The organism is Nocardioides sp. YR527 (genome assembly GCF_900101045.1).
In the GTDB taxonomy this organism is placed as follows: Bacteria; Actinomycetota; Actinomycetes; order Propionibacteriales; family Nocardioidaceae; genus Nocardioides.
On the sequence record NZ_FNFN01000003.1, the window covers coordinates 447,457 to 464,171 of the forward strand.

10 protein-coding genes are annotated in these 16,715 nt (G+C 71.4%); 6 read left to right on the top strand and 4 right to left on the bottom strand.

Annotated elements, in window-relative coordinates; genetic code table 11:
* The first annotated feature begins 2 nt into the window (after window positions 1–2).
* From BLT25_RS10730 to nagB, 4 genes are read left to right on the top strand one after another with little or no spacing between them, the layout of a single operon-like run.
* Window positions 3–1,121, top strand: coding sequence for an ROK family transcriptional regulator (locus BLT25_RS10730; protein ID WP_091045382.1), 1,119 nt, complete (start codon window positions 3–5; stop codon window positions 1,119–1,121).
* Window positions 1,121–2,572 (top strand): glycoside hydrolase family 3 N-terminal domain-containing protein, encoded by a 1,452-nt coding sequence (locus tag BLT25_RS10735; RefSeq protein WP_091045384.1) that lies wholly within the window; start codon window positions 1,121–1,123, stop codon window positions 2,570–2,572. Before BLT25_RS10730 ends, BLT25_RS10735 begins: the two co-directional genes overlap by 1 nt.
* Complete coding sequence (locus BLT25_RS10740) at window positions 2,569–3,486, top strand: ROK family protein (protein WP_091046246.1); 918 nt, start codon at window positions 2,569–2,571, stop codon at window positions 3,484–3,486. Before BLT25_RS10735 ends, BLT25_RS10740 begins: the two co-directional genes overlap by 4 nt.
* Window position 3,487: 1 nt before the next feature.
* Window positions 3,488–4,285, top strand: coding sequence for a glucosamine-6-phosphate deaminase (gene nagB, locus BLT25_RS10745; RefSeq protein ID WP_091045386.1), 798 nt, complete (start codon window positions 3,488–3,490; stop codon window positions 4,283–4,285).
* Here nagB and galT read toward each other — a convergent pair.
* The 4 genes from galT to BLT25_RS10765 form a co-directional block, all read right to left on the bottom strand.
* Window positions 4,282–5,361 (bottom strand): galactose-1-phosphate uridylyltransferase, encoded by a 1,080-nt coding sequence (gene galT, locus BLT25_RS10750; protein WP_091045388.1) that lies wholly within the window; start codon window positions 5,359–5,361, stop codon window positions 4,282–4,284. The two genes, nagB and galT, sit on opposite strands and share 4 nt — an antisense overlap.
* Window positions 5,362–5,464: 103 nt before the next feature.
* A complete protein-coding gene (locus BLT25_RS10755) occupies window positions 5,465–7,033 on the bottom strand; it encodes a serine/threonine-protein kinase (RefSeq protein WP_091045389.1) in 1,569 nt (522 codons plus the stop codon).
* On the bottom strand, window positions 7,030–8,379 hold the full coding sequence (locus BLT25_RS10760; protein ID WP_143033712.1) for an FHA domain-containing protein: 1,350 nt from the start codon (window positions 8,377–8,379) through the stop codon (window positions 7,030–7,032). The genes BLT25_RS10755 and BLT25_RS10760 overlap by 4 nt, the downstream gene beginning before the upstream one ends.
* Window positions 8,372–9,199, bottom strand: coding sequence for a PP2C family protein-serine/threonine phosphatase (locus BLT25_RS10765; protein WP_091045392.1), 828 nt, complete (start codon window positions 9,197–9,199; stop codon window positions 8,372–8,374). Before BLT25_RS10765 ends, BLT25_RS10760 begins: the two co-directional genes overlap by 8 nt.
* A gap of 320 nt (window positions 9,200–9,519) precedes the next feature.
* On the opposite strand from BLT25_RS10765, the gene BLT25_RS10770 reads away from it, so the two are divergent.
* Both BLT25_RS10770 and BLT25_RS10775 read left to right on the top strand, forming a co-directional pair.
* Entirely contained in the window at window positions 9,520–15,735 is a 6,216-nt protein-coding gene (locus BLT25_RS10770; RefSeq protein WP_091045394.1) for an Ig-like domain-containing protein, read from the top strand.
* Between the two features lie 10 nt (window positions 15,736–15,745).
* Window positions 15,746–16,714, top strand: a complete 969-nt coding sequence (locus tag BLT25_RS10775; RefSeq protein ID WP_091045395.1) for an AAA family ATPase — start codon at window positions 15,746–15,748, stop codon at window positions 16,712–16,714.
* Window position 16,715 lies beyond the last annotated feature (1 nt).

Consider the following 16,715-nt stretch of genomic DNA (forward strand, 5'->3'; position numbering starts at 1 on the left):
ACATGTCCAAGGCGAGGCGTCGTACGTTGCGGCCGATCGGTAAGTTGCTGCAGGAGGATGCGCGGCGGCATCACCGATCCCTGGTGCTCCAGCACCTCTTCGCGGTGGGTCCGGCGAGCCGCGCCGACCTGGCTCGGGCCTCCGGTCTGACCCGCGCGACGGTCTCCGATCTGGTGGGCAGCCTGCTCGAGGACGGGCTCGTCGAGGAGCTCGGAGCGCCGGTGGAGAGCCGGGTCGGGAAGCCGCCGATGCTGGTCGGGCTGGCCGCCGACGCCACGCACATCGTGACCATCGACGTCTCCGGTGACGACCAGGTCGCCGGAGCCGTGCTCAACCTGACCGGCGACGTCGTCCACCGCACCGCCAGGTGCCGGGAGGGCCGCACCGGGAGCGAGGCCGTACGTCTCGTGAAGGAGCTGGTCACCGAGCTGATCGCGAGCACCGACCGGCCGATCCTCGGCGTCGGGATCGGTAGTCCCGGTGTCGTCGCGGCCGACGGCACCGTGGTCGCCGCGCCCAACCTGGGCTGGACCGATGTCGCCCTGGCCGATCAGGTGCGCCGCGAGAGCGGCCGACCGACGTACGTCGCCAACGACGCCAACACCGCCGTGCTGGGGGAGTACACCTTCGGCCAGTCCGGCGACGGCGGCCTGATGCTGATCCGGGTCGGGACCGGTGTCGGTGCGGGTCTCGTGCTCGAGGGAGCGCTGCTCCACGGGTTCGTCGACGCGGCGGGTGAGGTCGGGCACGTGACCGTCGACCCCGAGGGGCCCCTGTGCGCGTGCGGGCGCAAGGGCTGCCTGGAGACCTTCCTCGCGGTGCCGCGCCTGCGGGAGCGCCTCGAGACAGCCCACGACGATGCGCTCGTGGAAGCCGGCGAACATCTTGGAAAGGCATTGGCCCCTGTGGTCGGAACCCTGAATCTTCACGAGCTGGTCCTCTCCGGGCCGGCCGACCTCCTGGACGGTCCGCTTCGCGAGACCGCCGACCGGATCATCCGCGAGCGGACGATGCCGGTCAGCGGCGAGCCGTTGGAGTTCCGTACCTCGACGCTCGGCGAGGACGTCGTCATCGTCGGCGCCGCGGTGCTCGTCCTCGCCGGTGAGCTGGGGGTGTCGTGATGCCGTCCCCGACCACCGTCGAGACCCTGGCGCTGCGCGTCCAGGTCTCCGCCTTCGCCGGCCCCACCCTGCCGCCCGGCTATGCCGAGCTGCTCCGCGAGGGCTTGGGCGGGATCTGCCTCTTCGGTCCCAACACCGAGGCCGGTGAGCATTCCGTACGCCGCCTGGCGGCCGAGATCCGGTCGGCATCCGCCGAGGGCGGCTGGGCTCCGGTGATCACCATCGACGAGGAGGGTGGGGACGTCACCCGGCTGGAGGCGCTCACCGGATCCTCGGTGCTCGGCGCCGCCGCCCTCGGCGCGGCCGACGACCTGGCGCTGACCGAGGAGACCGGCCGGGCGATCGGGCTGCGGCTGGCCGGAGCCGGCATCAACCTCAACCTGGCACCCGTCGCGGACGTCAACTCCAACCCCGACAACCCGGTGATCGCGACCCGGTCCTTCTCCCACGACGCCGGCGTGGCCGCCAAGCACGTGGCCGCGTGGGTGAAGGGCCTGGAGTCGACCGGGGTCGCCGCCTGCGTCAAGCACTTCCCCGGTCACGGCGACACCGGGCAGGACAGCCATGTCTCCCTGCCGGTCCTCGACGCATCCGTGGAGACGCTTCGCGACCGCGAGCTGGTTCCCTTCCTGGCGGCCGCCGAGGCCGGAGCCGCCTCGGTGATGACCTCCCACATCATGGTTCCGGCGCTGGATCCCGAGCTCCCCGGCACGCTCTCGGCGCCGGTGCTGGGGCTGCTGCGCGAGCTGGGCTACGAAGGGCCGATCGTCTCCGACGCCCTCGACATGGCGGGCGCCTCGGCGATCCGGGGGATCCCGGCCGCGGCGGTGCTCTCGCTCGCGGCCGGCGCGGACCTGTTGATCCTCGGACCCGACAAGCCGACCTCGCTGGTCCGGGACACGGCTGCCGCGATCGTGGCCGCGGTCGAGTCCGGTGAGCTGCCGCTCGAGCGGCTCCAGGACGCGGTCGCGCGCACCGACAAGCTGCTCGCCGACTTCGCCGGGGCGCAGCAGCGGCCGGAGGCCGCGCTCGACCCACGGTTCGAGGAGCGCTCCCTCGAGGGCGCTCGCCGGGCGCTCGCGACGGCCAGCGACGACCTCAGCGAGATCCCGCACCTCGCCGGAGCCCAGGTCGTGACCGTCGACACCGAGGCCAACATCGCCGTGGGCGACGTGCCCTGGGGGCTGCCACCGGACATCGTCGTCCGCCCCGGCGACCCGCTCCCGGATCTCCCCGACGCACCCCTCATCGTCCAGGTGCGTGACGCGCACCGCCGTCCCGAGGTGGGCCGGACGGTCGCCGAGCTCCCCGGCGCCGTGGTGCTGGTGGAGTGGGGGTGGCCCGGGGCGTACGACGGGCCGAGGCTGCCACGACTGTGCCCGCAGGGGTTCTCCCTGCCGGGCGTGGCCGCCGTCACCGAGGTGCTGAGACGATCGGGATGGGGCAGATGAGCGGCGCACGGGTAGGCCTCGACATCGGTGGCACCAAGATCCACGGCATCGCGATCGGGCCGGACGGGGCGGTGCTGGCCGAGGACCGTGCCGCCACCACCCCCGGCGGCGAGGGCGTCGTGAAGAGCGCGGCCGCGGTGGTCGCGAGCCTGCGGGAGGCGCTCGACGGCGGCGAGATCCGCTCGATCGGGGTCGGCATCCCCGGCATCGTCGACACCCGCGCAGGCACCGTGAAGCATGCGGTCAACCTGGGCCTGGACGGCGACGCCTTCCCGCTCGCGGAGCTGCTCGGCGCACGGACGGGGGCGGTCGTCACCCTCGAGAACGACACCAACGCGGCCACCCTGGGCGCGCATGCCGTCGAGGACGTCGACGACCTGGTCTACCTCTCGCTCGGCACCGGCCTGGCCGCCGGTCTCTACCTCAGCGGCGCGCTCCGCCGAGGCTTCCACGGCGCCGCCGGGGAGGTCGGGCACCTCCCGGTCGACCCGGAGGGTCCGGTGTGCGGCTGCGGACAGCGCGGCTGCCTCGAGCTCGTCGCCTCCGGTGCCGCACTCGCCGCCGCCTGGCCGACGGCGACCGGCCACCCGGCCGCGGCGCTCTTCGCCGCAGCCGCCTCGGGTGACCCGGCGGCCGTCATCGTGCGGGACCGCTTCGCCGACGGCGTCGCCGCGGCCGTACGCTCGCTCGCTCTCGCCGTCGACCCCGAACGCGTCGTCATCGGCGGGGGTGTCGCGGCGGTCGGGGAGCCCCTGCGGGAGGCGATCGCCCTCGCGCTGGTCAGGCAGACCGAGACCTCGCCGTTCCTCGCCTCTCTCGAGCTCGCCTCGCGTCTGCGGGTGGTCTCCGCCGCCCCGGTCGCCGCGATCGGCGCCGCCCTGATCACCCCAGTGAACGATCCGACGAAGGACTGACATGGAAGTAGTTGTCCTCGAGACCCCCGCCGAGGTGGCATCCCTCGCCGCGGACACGATCGAAGACGTCGTACGCCGCCGGGCGGCCGCCGGCACCCCCGCGGTGCTCGGCCTGGCCACCGGCTCGACGCCGCTGGCGACGTACGAGGAGCTCATCCGGCGCGCCCGGGACGATCGCGGGCCGTCCTACGAGGGTGTGGAGACGTTCAACCTGGACGAGTACGTCGGCCTCCCCGACGGGCACGAGCAGTCCTATCTGGCGACCATCCGCCGCGAGTTCACCGACGCGATCGGCCTCCCGCCCGAGCGGGTCCACGGACCTGACCCGACCGAGGAGACCCTGCCGAGCGCCGGCGAGCGCTACGAGGCGGCGATCGTTGCCGCGGGCGGGATCGAGGTGCAGATCCTCGGCATCGGCTCCGACGGACACCTGGCCTTCAACGAGCCCGGTTCTTCGCTGGCCTCGCTGACCCGGATCAAGACGCTCACGGCCAGGACCCGCACGGACAACGCCCGCTTCTTCGGCTCACCCGACGCGGTGCCGCACCACGTACTCACCCAGGGGCTCGGCACCATCACCCGAGCCGGCCACCTGCTTCTCCTCGCCACCGGGGAGGGCAAGGCCGAGGCCGTCGCCGCCGCGGTCGAGGGCCCGGTCTCGGCGACCTGCCCCGCCTCCGTCCTCCAGCTCCACGGCCACGTCTCTGTCCTCCTGGACGAGGCCGCGGCCTCCCGCCTCGTACGCCGCGACTACTACCGCGAGGTCTACGCCGGGAAGCCGGACTGGCAAGGGCTCTAGAGAGCGTCGCGGAGCCGCTCGGCGGCGGTCTCCGGCGGGATGTCGTTGACCCAGAGCGCGACGCCGGACTCGATGCCGGCCAGGTACTTCAGTCGTCCCGGCGCCCGCCGGATGGTGAAGATCTCGGCGGCCAGGTGCCAGGTGTCCTCGCGGCCGGTCGGGGCCTGCTGCCAGCCGGCGATGTAGGGCACCGGACCGGCGTCGTCGAGCCCGTCCATCCGGCGCAGGCACTCCTGGTAGAGCGCGGCGAGGTCGTCCATCTCCTCGGCGGTCAGCCCGGGCAGCGAGCCCACGTGGCGCCGCGGCACGACGCGGATCTCGTAGGGCCAGCGACCGGCGTAGGGCACGTACGCCACGAACGACCCGTTCTCGGCCACGATCCGCGACCCGTCGGCGATCTCGTCGGCGAGCACCGCGCACTGCAGGCACTCACCGGTCGCCTCCCGGTGGGCGTCCGCGGCGTTCACGAGCGACTCGATCCGCGGCGGCAGTACCGGCATGGCGTAGATCTGCCCATGGGGGTGCTGCAGCGTCACCCCGATCTCCTCGCCGCGGTTCTCGAAGCAGAAGACGTACGCCACCTCCGGCATCGCCGTCAGTTGCTCGGTGCGGTGCGCGAGCGCCGCGAGCACCGTCCGTACCCGCTCGGGCGGAAGGTCGACGAAGCTCTGCTCGTGGTCGCTGGTGAAGCAGACCACCTCGCACCGGCCCCGCCCCGGCTGGGAGACGAACGGCTCCCCGGTCGCCTCGCCGACCGCGACCGTCGACAGCGCCGGAAACCGGTTCTCGAAGGCCACCACGTCGTAGCTCTCGGCCGGGATCTCGGTCAGTCTCCCGTCGACCGACGGGCACAGCGGGCACTCGTCCGAGGGCGGCTTGAACGTACGCGTCTGCCGGTGCCCCGCCACCGCCGTCCAGGTCGCGGTCAGCCGGTCCCAGCGCAGCTGCGACCCGCCCGCCCGCGGCTCCAGCGGCCGCTCGTCGTGCACCGACCGCAGCGTGGGCTGCTCGTCGAAGAACCAGATCTCGCGTCCGTCCGCCAGCTTCGCTGACGTGGCCACAGGGGTGTTCGGCATGCGCCCAGTATCGCTGGGGTGGGGGTGTGGCCGGCAGTCAGGTTGGGTAGTCCGGGGAGATTCCGTCGGTGTACCGACGAGTAACGGACGGATTCTCCCCGGACTACTTGCTGACGCAGGCCTGGGCGGCGCCCTGGGAGACGTTGCCGTTCTCACCGAGGGAGCGGACCTGGATGCAGACCTTGGTGGCGCCCTCCAGGCGTACGACCGCCTTGGGCTGGCTCACGTTGCCGCTGGTGGAGTTGTCGCCGACCCACTTGTAGCCGGTCGCTCCGGGTACGCCGGACCAGGTGAAGACGGCGCGGTTGCCCTTGAGCGTGCCCTTGACCTTGCCCGGGGCGGCGGGGCCGGTGACACCGGGGAGGTCGGTCTCGACGGGCGGGGGCGGGACCTCGTCGGGCTTCTCGTCCTCGCCGCCGCGGGAGAGCACGATGCCGATGACGGCGGCGATGAGGAAGAGGACGACGACGCCGATGATCGCCGGGGTCTTGCTGCGACTCTCCGACGGGCGCGCGCCGGTGAGGACGGACGGGCCCTCCTCGGTCCGCGGGTAGCTGAACCGGGTGCGGTCGCCGGAGGGCGAGCCTGCGTCCGCCATCGGAGCCGAGGCCAGCGAGGCCGGGGGCTGGGTGATCGGCGCCTGCGCGATGACCTGGGACGGCGGCTTGAGCTCGGTCGCCTTCTCCATCTCCGGGTCGCTGGGCGGGGAGGGGAGTCTCGCGCGGCCCGATCCCGTCGTGGGTCCTTCGCCCCGCGCGGCCGGAATGTCGGGAACGACCGGGATCGACCCGCTGCCGCCGGCGTCGCGGTCGAGGACCTGCACCTCGGTGCGGCCCAGCCGCAGCTCCTGCTCGATCCGCTGGAAGTGGCGGGCCAGGTCGAGGGCCGTCCGCGGCCGGTAGGTCGGGTCCTTCGCCATCGCCTGCTGGAGCACGCGGTCCAGCGAGGGCGGCACGTCCGGGCGACCGGTCGCCGGCGGCGCCGTGTGCAGGATGCGGGAGAAGACGGCGCGGTCGGAGTTGTTGCCCCGCTCCGCGAACGGCGAGCGGCCGACGAGGAGGTGCCAGACGGTCGCGGCCAGGGAGTAGACGTCGGAGGCCACCGAGCCGTTGGACGCCGAGGTGAGGACCTCGGGCGGCGACCACGGCAGCGAGACGCCGATGTCGCCCTCGTCGTCACGCGGACGGCCGGCGATGCCGAAGTCGGCCAGGCCGGGCACGTCGTAGCGGGAGAGCAGGATGTTGGACGGCTTGATGTCGCGGTGGATGATCCCGGCGCGGTGCGCGGTCTCGACGGCCGAGGCCATCTGGATCCCGAAGCGCAGCGCGTCCTGCACCTTCATCGGGTTGTTGCGCACGCGGGCGCCGAGGTCGTTGTTGGGGTAGTAGCCCATCACCAGGTACGGCCGGCCGTCCGGCGTCTCACCAGCGCTGTGCACAGGGACGATGAACGGGTGCTCGGCCAGCTCAGCCATCACCGCCGCCTCGGCGGCGAACTGCGCCCGCTGCGCCTCGGCGAGGTCGGAGGAGCGCATCAGCTTCACCGCGACCCGGACCTTCGGGTGGTGGCGCTCGTAGAGATAGACGTCGGCGAACCCGCCGGAGCCGAGCCTGCTCAGGCAGGTCATCCCGGGCAGCTCGGGGCCGAGCTCCGGAGGTGGTGTCTGGTTCACCCGAGAACCTCGTAGGTCAGGTTGATGGAACCGGCGAGACTCACCACGGCGCCGGGCTCCAGTGCGTACTCCTCCATCGGCCGCATCTGCTGAGGCCGCCCGCCGGGCAGGGTCAGGTAGGACCCGTTGGCGGAGCCGAGGTCGCGTACGAGCACCTGCCACTCCTCCAGTCGGACCTCGGTGTGCAGCCGGCTGATGTCGGGCAGCATCACCTTCACCAGGTGCGGAGGTACGCCACCAGCCCCCGTGTTGCCGTTGGCATCAGCGCGCGGCGACCGCCCGAAGACGGCACCGCGGTCCAGGATGACGACCCGGCCGTCGCCCAGCTTGAGCTGGCCCAGCGCGGGGCGCGGGACCGAGACCGGCTGCTGGTGCGGCGGCAGAGCCATCCGGCAGATGCGGCAGGTCGGGGAGTAGGGCGGCGAGGCGTGGCCCTGCGGACAGTAGACCGCCCACACCGTCGGCCCACCCGCCGGTGGTACCGGGGTCGGGGTCGGGATGTCGCGGACCCGGGTCGACATGTCGTTGGGCGGAGTCGGTGGCGCCGGCGCGGGCATCGGCGGGGGAGGCGCGGTGGGCCGTGGAGCGGGCGGCGTCGCGGGCGGGGGTGAGGGCTGCCGGTCCGGCGGACCCCACGCGTTCGGGTCGGGCTTCTTGGCGCCCTTCTTGCGCCACGGAAGCCCGTCGATGATGCCCTTCTTGGCCTCGGGCGCGGGCTGGGAGGGTGCCACCGGTGGCGGCGGAACGGGCGAGGGCGGAGGGCTCTGGAAGGACGGGACGCCCGGCATCCCCGGAGGGGGCGCGGACGGTGGCATCGCGGGCGGCGGAGCGGCCGCCAGGTCCGAGCGCCGGATGGTGTGGTCCAACGGCATCATGGTCGACTCGACGTGCACCTGAGCCGAGAAGTCGGGGTCGAAGACGACGTCCAGCGAGCGCGCGTGGGCGGTGTCGACCAGCGGCTGGTCCTCCTCCATCCCGCCCCAGGCCCCGTTGGCCAGCTCGGCCCGCTCGGGGACGGCGGCGAAGTGACCGTCGGCCCATTTGCCGGAGACGTCGATGCCGTCGATGAAGACCGGCACCTCGTTGACGACGGCGGTCACCTTGGCAGGGGAGCGCACGGCGTACCGCACCCGTGGGCCCTCGCGTCCGATCAGTGCGAAGCCGGGGGCTCGCGGCCCGTCCGCGGAGAGCAGTCCGGCGATCGCGTCGACAGGGTGGGGGTCGGCCAGCGCGGCCTGGACACCACCGACCCGCGGGTCACCGGGCCCGAGCTGCACCAGCGCCCAGCACCGGTCGCCCTTCAACGCGAGCCAGTGCCCGGCACAGTAGGTAGCGGTATCACTCATGGGACGACGAGACGTCCCCTGCGGATCGTGCGGAGCCTGATGTCGAGACGTCAGTCTCCGCGGGCGCGGCGAAGAGCGAGGGAGGGGGTGTCACGAGTACCACAGTGACATTGTCGCGCCCGCCCGATGCAACCGCGGCGTCCACCAGCCTCTGGGCGAGGTTGTCGATGCTTCCGCCCACCCCGAGCGTCTTGGACGCGATCTCATGGATCTCGTGGTCCTCGAGCTCGCCGGTGAGACCGTCGGAGCAGAGCAGGAACAGGTCCTCGGGCGACACGGCCATCAGCCAGGTGTCCGCCTCGGGGGACGGGTAGGTGCCGAGCGACCGGGTGATGACGTTGCGCAGCGGGTGGACACGAGCCTCGGCGGCGGTGATCATCCCCGCCTCGACCATGACGGCGACCTCGGAGTGGTCGACGGTCACCTGCGTCACGCCGGCCGGGGAGAGCCGGTAGACACGCGAGTCGCCGACGTTGAACACCAGCCAGTGGGGAGCGCCCCCGGACTCGACCAGCGCCACGCCGGTCAGGGTCGTGCCCATGCCCTGCTTCTCGGAGTTGCGCGCCGCCTCCGAGGTGATCGCGGAGTTGGCGGCGTGGACGGCGTCCTGGATGTCCTCGGGAACCGGGCAGATGGTCGCGAAGCGGCTCTGGAAGGTCTCCACCGCGAGGGCGCTGGCGACATCGCCGCTGGCGTGACCGCCCATCCCGTCGGCGACGACGGCCACCGCGGGCAGCATGACGAACGAGTCCTCGTTCACTTCGCGGACCCGGCCGACATCAGTCGCCCCCGCGGCACGCAGGGCTGGGTAAGCGGTCATGCTGTTCCTTTGAGGTGCCAAGATCGGGACGTCCCGGTCAGGATGCGAGATAGTGGTGCTGGAAGCGGACACTTTAGAACATCACGTACGGTATCGGTGAGCGTGTTCACTGAGCCGTGTGCCACGTTTGGCTCATTAGTGTGGCTTCAACCCCTGGGCCCGCCTAGAGTAAGCCCGGCTTTTTGCGTCGGCTGGCCAATTTGGCATGGAAGGACTTGGGGAGAGTCTTGGTGGCACGTTTCGGGATGGCGCCCGGTTGGATGCGGCGTCATCGGACCTCCATCGCGTCCTGGGCCGCTCTTGCCGTGGTTGCGAGCGGTTTGACGATCTACGCGATCCAGTCGACGGGCTACCCAGTTCACAAGGCCGATCTCGATGACGGCGGCATCTGGGTGACCAACCAGTCCTGGGGCACCCTCGGTCGGCAGAACCGCCCCGTCGCCCAGCTCGACGGCGTCGTCTGGGCGGGCAACGAGGCCGGGTCCAGGTCCGAGCGCGCCGGCCTCGACGTGGTGCAGAACGGCATCGCGGTGGCCTCCATCGACCGCGACGCCCGCACGATCACGCCGGTCAACACCAAGCTCGCCGAGGGCATCGACGACGACGCGGTGACCGTGAAGGACAGCCGCGTGGTGATGGGTGGCAACACCATCGGCGTCGCCGAGCAGAAGACCGGCAAGGTCTGGCTCACCTCCGTCGACCCGACCACCGGGGTGGGTGACCTCTCCGACCTCTCCGGCTCGACGAAGCCCACCGAGACGGTCGGCGCCGACGCGGTGCTCGCCATCGGCGCCGACGGGACCGCGTACGCCGTCTCGGCTGCCAAGCGGACGCTGACCGCCTTCGCCCCGGATGGTGATCGGTTCGCCGATCCCGAGGAGACCAAGCTCCCGAAGGCTCCGGAGTACGCGGAGACCCCGACCTCGGCGACGGTCGTCGGCGGCGACGTCATCACCCTCGACCAGGCCGGCTGGCTGCTCGGTGCCTCCAAGGGCTCCGACGTCGCCGTGGACTTCGGCGACACCGCCGAGAGCGCGGTCCTCCAGCAGCCCTCCGTCAAGGCCAAGGAGGTGCTCGTCGGTGACGCGACGGGCCTCAAGGCCGTCTCCCTGAGCAACGGCGAGATCCGCCACGTCGCCGAGTCCGCCGGCGACCCGGCGGCTCCGGTGCGCCTCGGTGACTGCGTCTTCGGTGCCTGGGCCAACGGCTCGACCGGCTCGGTGGTGACCCAGTGCGGCGAGGGCGAGCCGATCCTGGGCGAGATCCCGACGCTCGGCCCGGCCGCCGAGCTGGAGTTCCGGGTCAACCGGGGCCAGCTGGTGCTCAACGACCTGCGCAACGGCGATGTCTGGGAGATCGACGGCGCCGACATCAAGAAGATCTCGAACTGGGAGGCCTTCCAGCCGCAGACCGAGAAGCAGAACCAGAAGAAGGACAAGCAGCAGCAGCAGACCAAGGCCGCCCAGGCGCCGAAGGCCAAGGACGACCAGCTCGGTGCCCGAGCCGGCCGCACCACGGTCCTGCACGTCCTCGACAACGACTCCTCGGCCAAGGACTCGATCCTCAGCGTGGTCTCGGTCGGCAAGGCCTCCGTCGACGGCGTCGAGGCCACCATCGCACCCGACCGGCAGTCGATCCTGGTCACCGCCCCCGAGTCGGCCGAGGGCAAGAAGACCAGCTTCAAGTACACCGTCGACGACGGGCTCAAGGGCAAGGCGGGCCAGGACGACGCCAGCGTGGAGCTCAAGATCGAGGGCTCGGGCGGCACCGGCAAGCCGACGCTGCGTGAGCACTTCACGCCGACCGACTACACCGTCGCCGCCGGCGGCACCGTGGAGATCCCGGTGGTCGGCGACTGGCGCGACGAGCGCTACGGCGACCCGGTCACCGCGCAGTCCCCGACCGCGTCCAAGGGCAAGGCGAGCGTGACCCCCGACGGCCTGGTCCGCTACACGGCGGCCCCGGACGCCACGGGGAACGAGAGCCTCGGCTACCAGGTCAGCACCGGCGGCAAGCCGTCCAAGGACAAGGTGCGGATCAACATCGTCGCCGGGGCCAACACCGCGTCCCCCGAGCCGAAGGACGACGTCGCCGAGGGCACCCAGGGCTCCTGGGTGACGATCCGTCCGCTCGACAACGACATCCCCGGCGCCGACCCGTCCAACCTCGACGCGAGCCTCACCCTCGCCGGTGACGTACCGCCCAAGGGCGGCCTCGAGGTCAGCACCGACCGGGAGACCGGCGTGGTGCGAGCCCGGGGAAGCTCGCCGGGCACCTACCAGCTCAGCTACAACGCGGGCTTCGGGGCCGCGAAGCCCGCCTCGGCGAAGATCCGGGTCGACGTCAAACCCGCCTCCCAGGCGGCGGACGAGCCGATCGCGACCCCGGACACGACCGCCGTCCTCGGCACCTCGACCCGCACCCTCGACGTCCTCGCCAACGACTACGACTCCCGGGGCCGGCTCCTCGCCGTGACCCATGCCGAGCCGGTCGGCGACAGCGACCTGACGGTCGCTGTGCTCGACGGGCGCTGGCTGCGGATCCAGGCGTCGAAACCCGACATGGACCCGGCCACCCAGGCGATCCGCTACACGATCAGCAACGGCGCGGCCGAGGCCGAAGGGTCGGTGACGGTGAGCCAGCGTCCGGCGCTGCGCGGCGCCGAGAACGCCCCGGAGGCGGTCGACGACGAGGCCACCGTGAGGGCAGCCGACTCCGTCTCGATCCCGGTCCTCGACAACGACTCGACCCCCTCGGGCGACCCGGTCGGCCTGGTCGTCGACCAGACCATCGAGACCAAGGGCCAGCTGCAGGTGCTGGGCCAGCCGACGGTCGGCGAGGCCTACATCGACGGCAACCGGGTCCGCTACGTCGCTCCCGACGACGTGAAGGGGCCGGTCGACGTCGACGTCCGCTACGTCGTGCAGAACACCGGTGACCCCTCCGCGGAGCACTCCTCGGGCAACATCCGTGTCCACATCAAGCCGCTGCCGAAGAAGAAGGCCGACAACTCCGCGCCTGCGCCGAAGGCGCTCGAGTCGCGGGTGGTCCAGGGTGACGAGGTCACCCTGCGGCTGCCGACGGTCGGCACCGATCCCGACGGCGACTCGGTCTCGGTGACCCGGATCAACAGCGCGCCCTCCTACGGCCGCGTCCTGGCCCACGGCGCCAACACGATCACCTACCAGGCCTTCCCGAACGCCGCCGGCACCGACGAGTTCACCTACGAGGTCAGCGACCCGTTCGGTGCCGTCGCGACCGGCACGGTGCGGATCGCCGTCGTCGCACCCGGCGCGCCCCAGCGTCCGGTCGCCGTCGACGACCTGGTCACGCTCGACCCCACCAAGAAGCTGACCTACGACGTGCTCGCCAACGACCTGCGTACGCCGGGCACCGAGCTGCACCTGGCTTCCACCGACAAGGTCGAGGGCTCCAACGTCACCCAGCGCTCGGACGGCATCGTCACGGTCGAGGGTGGCTCCGAGGAGCCGTTCCAGCACATCCCCTACCGCGCCACCACGGGTCTTCACGAAGACACCGGCGAGCTGGCGATCCGCTATCAGGAGGGCTACGACAACCCGCCGATGGCCGGGATCGTGGTCGCCCGCCCGGAGGGTGACTCCTCGACCACCACCGTCGACGTGATGACCAAGGTGACCGACATCGACGACGCGCTCGAGGACCTCACCGTCGATGCGGTCAAGGGTCCCTCGGTCGGCGAGGACGAGTCCAAGCCGAAGATCGACGACGGCAAGGTCACCCTGCCGGTCGGCGACACCACCCGGGTCTGGACCTACCGGGTCACCGACCCCGACGGGGCCCAGGCGGTCGGCTCGATCTACGTCCCCGCGCGCCCCAAGGACGCCCCCTACCTGAAGCCGGGCTCCGAGCTCCAGCTCAACCCGGGGGAGACGAAGAACGTCGACATCACCGACTACGTCGAGGACCCCGAGGGCGACCCGGTGGTGCTGACCACGACCGACAAGATCGTGGCCGCGCCCGAGGGCATGCTCAACACCGGGGACACCACCGCGACGACCGTGAAGGTCACCGCCGGTGAGACCAAGGGTCCCGCGACCCTGACCTTCGAGGTCGCCGACCGCGAGAAGATCACTTCCGCGGACGCCCACCTCTCGGTGATCTCCCTGCCGGTCCAGATCGGCAAGGAGGAGCCGGAGATCAACTGTCCGAGCACCCCGGTCGAGGTCCCGGAGAGCGGCAACGGCGCGCTGGTCGACATCGCCGCCATCTGCCACGTGTGGACCGCCGACCCGGGCGACGCCGACGACCTCGACTTCACCGCCGAGGTCGGCGACGGGCTCGACGGGGTCGAGGTCAAGCCCGAGGACGGCGGCCTGCGGCTCACCGCCGAGCGCGCCGACGCCGGCGCCCAGGGCGCGCTGGAGATCGGTGTCGAGGGCACCGACGCGACCGGCCAGCTCCTGGTCACCGTGATCGCGCTGCCGGCCCCGTCGCTCTCCCCGATCAAGCCGTTGCAGACCGAGGCCGGAAAGACCGTCGCCATCGACCTGGCCGACTACCTGCAGACACCGGTGCCGTCGGAGTCGCAGGAGATCGTGATCACCAAGCTCGACCCGGTCGACGGTGACTCGCCCGACATGGGCAAGGCCAGCGGCTCGAAGATCACCTTCAACACGCCCGAGGAGGGCCACGGCCACTACCGCTACGCGATCGAGGTCAGCGACTCCGGCAAGGACTCCAAGCGGGTCAAGGCGACCGGCGTCATCGAGGTGGACGTCATCGACGTCCCCGGCGCGCCGACGGGGCTGCGTACGACCTCCGACTTCCTCTCCAACGTGGTCGCGCTGTCGTGGAACGCGCCGAAGGACAACGGCGACGACCCGATCCAGCGCTACGAGGTGGAGGCCAACGGCGACCACGTCCAGGACTGCCCCACGACCTCGTGCCGGATCACCGGGCTGAAGAACGGCGTCGTCTACGACTTCCGCGTGCGCGCGGTGAACTCCGTGGGCCCGAGCCGCGAGTGGAGCAACTCGGCCGAGGGCGAGCCCGACGCCTACACCGGTCCGGTGCAGAACCTCCGCGTGACCCGCCAGCGCGACCACAAGGTCGAGCTGAGCTGGAGCAAGCCGGCCGCGTGCGACTGCTCGGACGTGCAGAAGTACCGGATCAGCTGGCCGGGCGGCGGCATCAAGGACATCTCCGCAGGTCAGACGACCTATCCGGCGGCGGTCAGCTCCAACGGCGACCCGGTGCAGTTCACCGTCGTGCCGCTCAACGACAAGGGCGTCAAGACCAACAAGGGCCCGACGGCGACGGTCGAGGGGATGGGCGCCGGCAAGCCGGACACCCCGGCGGCCCCGACCTTCCAGTGGTCCGAGACCGCGGGCAACACGGGCAAGACGGTCACCGCTTCGTGGAGCCCGGTCGGCGCCAACGGACCCGCGCCGGTCACCTACGAGGTACGCCGCACCGGCGGCACCGGCGAGAAGATCGTCTGCTCCTGGGTGACCGAGACCAGCTGTCGCGACGACGTCACCAACGACGGCACGATCTACACGTACTCCGTCAGGGCCCGCAACGCGGAGGCGACCTCGCCCCGCGAGACCGGTGCCGGTGGTTCGCCGGAGACGCACATCTCCAGCTACTCCGCGGGCGGCAAGGTCGAGGCGGCGGCGACGCCCGAGGCGGTCTCCTTCGCCAGCGCGACCCCGACCGGGGCCAACGGCACGGCTGAGATCGTCTTCACGCCGCAGGCCTCGCACGGCAAGACCAACCGGGTCGAGTGCCAGCGCGCCGGCTCCTCCTGCGGGAGCTGGACCTACTCGCCCGACGGCGCCGGTCAGCAGACCAAGACGATCACCGGTTTCACCAACGGCACCTCGACGACCGTGCAGCTGCGCGCCTGCAACGACTCCGCCGGCGGCACCGGAGCCGGAGCCTCCTGCGGTGCCTGGTCCTCGAAGAACGTGACCACCTACGGTCCGCTGGGCACGCCGTCGATCTCGGCGAGCGTGGACGGCAACAAGGTCAACTGGAACGTCAGCTACAACCCCAACGGCAAGGCAGCGACCGTCACCGTCAAGCGCGGTGGCACCGAGGTCGCCCAGTTCACCACCGGCACCGGCTCGGGCAGCCGATCGGGCACGGACACGGCACCGGAGTGGAACACCTCCTACACCTATACGGTGACGATCAGCGACTCGGGCAGGTCCAGCAAGTCCGACTCGGTGACGGTCCGGACCGACCCGCCGCCGGACCCGATCCTCGAGGTGAACAAGGCGGGCGAGTGCACGGGCGCATCCTGCCCCGAGCCGGACGTGGCCTGCGGCGGCACGTGCTGGTACGTCGGCTCCACCATCACCGACCTCGCCTTCCCGGGCAAGACCTGGGAGTGCAGCACGAACTCCACCACCTCGCGGTGGAATGTGAACATCGGGAGCAACGGAAAGGGCACGGGCAGCGGCCGCGGCTGGGTCGGCGCCAACACCCCGTTCCGAGTGACCTGTACGACCTCCGGGCGACCCAACCTTTCGAAGAACGTTACGTGGTAGGAGAGAAGATATGACCGTCACGCAGGAGCAAGCGCGCTGGTTCCACGAGACCTTCGAGAAGCTCGCCGACAACGTCGAGAAGGCGGTGCTGGGCAAGCGCAACGTGATCCGCCTGGTGCTCACCGCGCTGCTCTCCGAGGGCCACCTGCTCCTCGAGGACTACCCGGGAACGGGCAAGACCCAGCTCGCCCGCGCGCTGGCCAACACGGTCCAGGGGTCGCACGCCCGCATCCAGTTCACGCCCGACCTCCTCCCGAGCGACGTGACGGGTGTGACCGTCTACGACCAGGGCAAGGGCGCCTTCGAGTTCCACCCGGGCCCGATCTTCCACTCGATCGTGCTCGCCGACGAGATCAACCGTGCGTCCCCGAAGACGCAGTCTGCGCTGCTGGAGGTCATGGAGGAGGGCCGGGTCACCGTCGACGGCGCCACCCGCGAGGTCGGCCGGCCGTTCATGGTGATCGCGACCCAGAACCCGATCGAGCAGGCCGGGACGTACCGGCTGCCCGAGGCGCAGCTGGACCGCTTCCTGATGAAGACGTCGGTCGGCTATCCCGACCAGAACGCCACCGTCGAGCTGCTGATGAACTCCTCGGTCCGTGACCGGGCCACGCTGGTCACCCCGATCATCACCGCCCCGACGGTCACCCAGATGGCCGAGATGGCCGACCAGGTCTACATCGATCCCGCGATCGTCGCGTACGTCTCCGCGCTGATCGACGAGTCGCGTCGCCACAAGCACATCCGCCTCGGGGCCTCCATGCGTGGCTGCCTCGCCCTGGTGCGCACCGCCAAGGTCTGGGCGCTCGCCGAGGGCCGCTCCCAGGTGCTGCCCGACGACGTCAAGTCGCTCGCCGAGCCGGTGCTCTGCCACCGCCTGATCCTCGACCCGGAGGCGATGTTCAACGGCGTCACCGTCGAGGATGTCATCGGCGACCTGCTCACCTCGGTCCCGGCTCCCACCGAGCGTGTCGCCTGAG

Excerpts from the sequence above, each read along its gene's own strand:
- BLT25_RS10730 (WP_091045382.1), top strand. The coding sequence starts at position 3 with ATGTCCAAGGCGAGGCGTCGTACGTTGCGGCCGATCGGTAAGTTGCTG.
- BLT25_RS10735 (WP_091045384.1), top strand. The coding sequence starts at position 1,121 with ATGCCGTCCCCGACCACCGTCGAGACCCTGGCGCTGCGCGTCCAGGTC.
- BLT25_RS10740 (WP_091046246.1), top strand. The coding sequence starts at position 2,569 with ATGAGCGGCGCACGGGTAGGCCTCGACATCGGTGGCACCAAGATCCAC.
- nagB (WP_091045386.1), top strand. The coding sequence starts at position 3,488 with ATGGAAGTAGTTGTCCTCGAGACCCCCGCCGAGGTGGCATCCCTCGCC.
- galT (WP_091045388.1), bottom strand. The coding sequence starts at position 5,361 with ATGCCGAACACCCCTGTGGCCACGTCAGCGAAGCTGGCGGACGGACGC.
- BLT25_RS10760 (WP_143033712.1), bottom strand. The coding sequence starts at position 8,379 with ATGAGTGATACCGCTACCTACTGTGCCGGGCACTGGCTCGCGTTGAAG.
- BLT25_RS10765 (WP_091045392.1), bottom strand. The coding sequence starts at position 9,199 with ATGACCGCTTACCCAGCCCTGCGTGCCGCGGGGGCGACTGATGTCGGC.
- BLT25_RS10775 (WP_091045395.1), top strand. The coding sequence starts at position 15,746 with ATGACCGTCACGCAGGAGCAAGCGCGCTGGTTCCACGAGACCTTCGAG.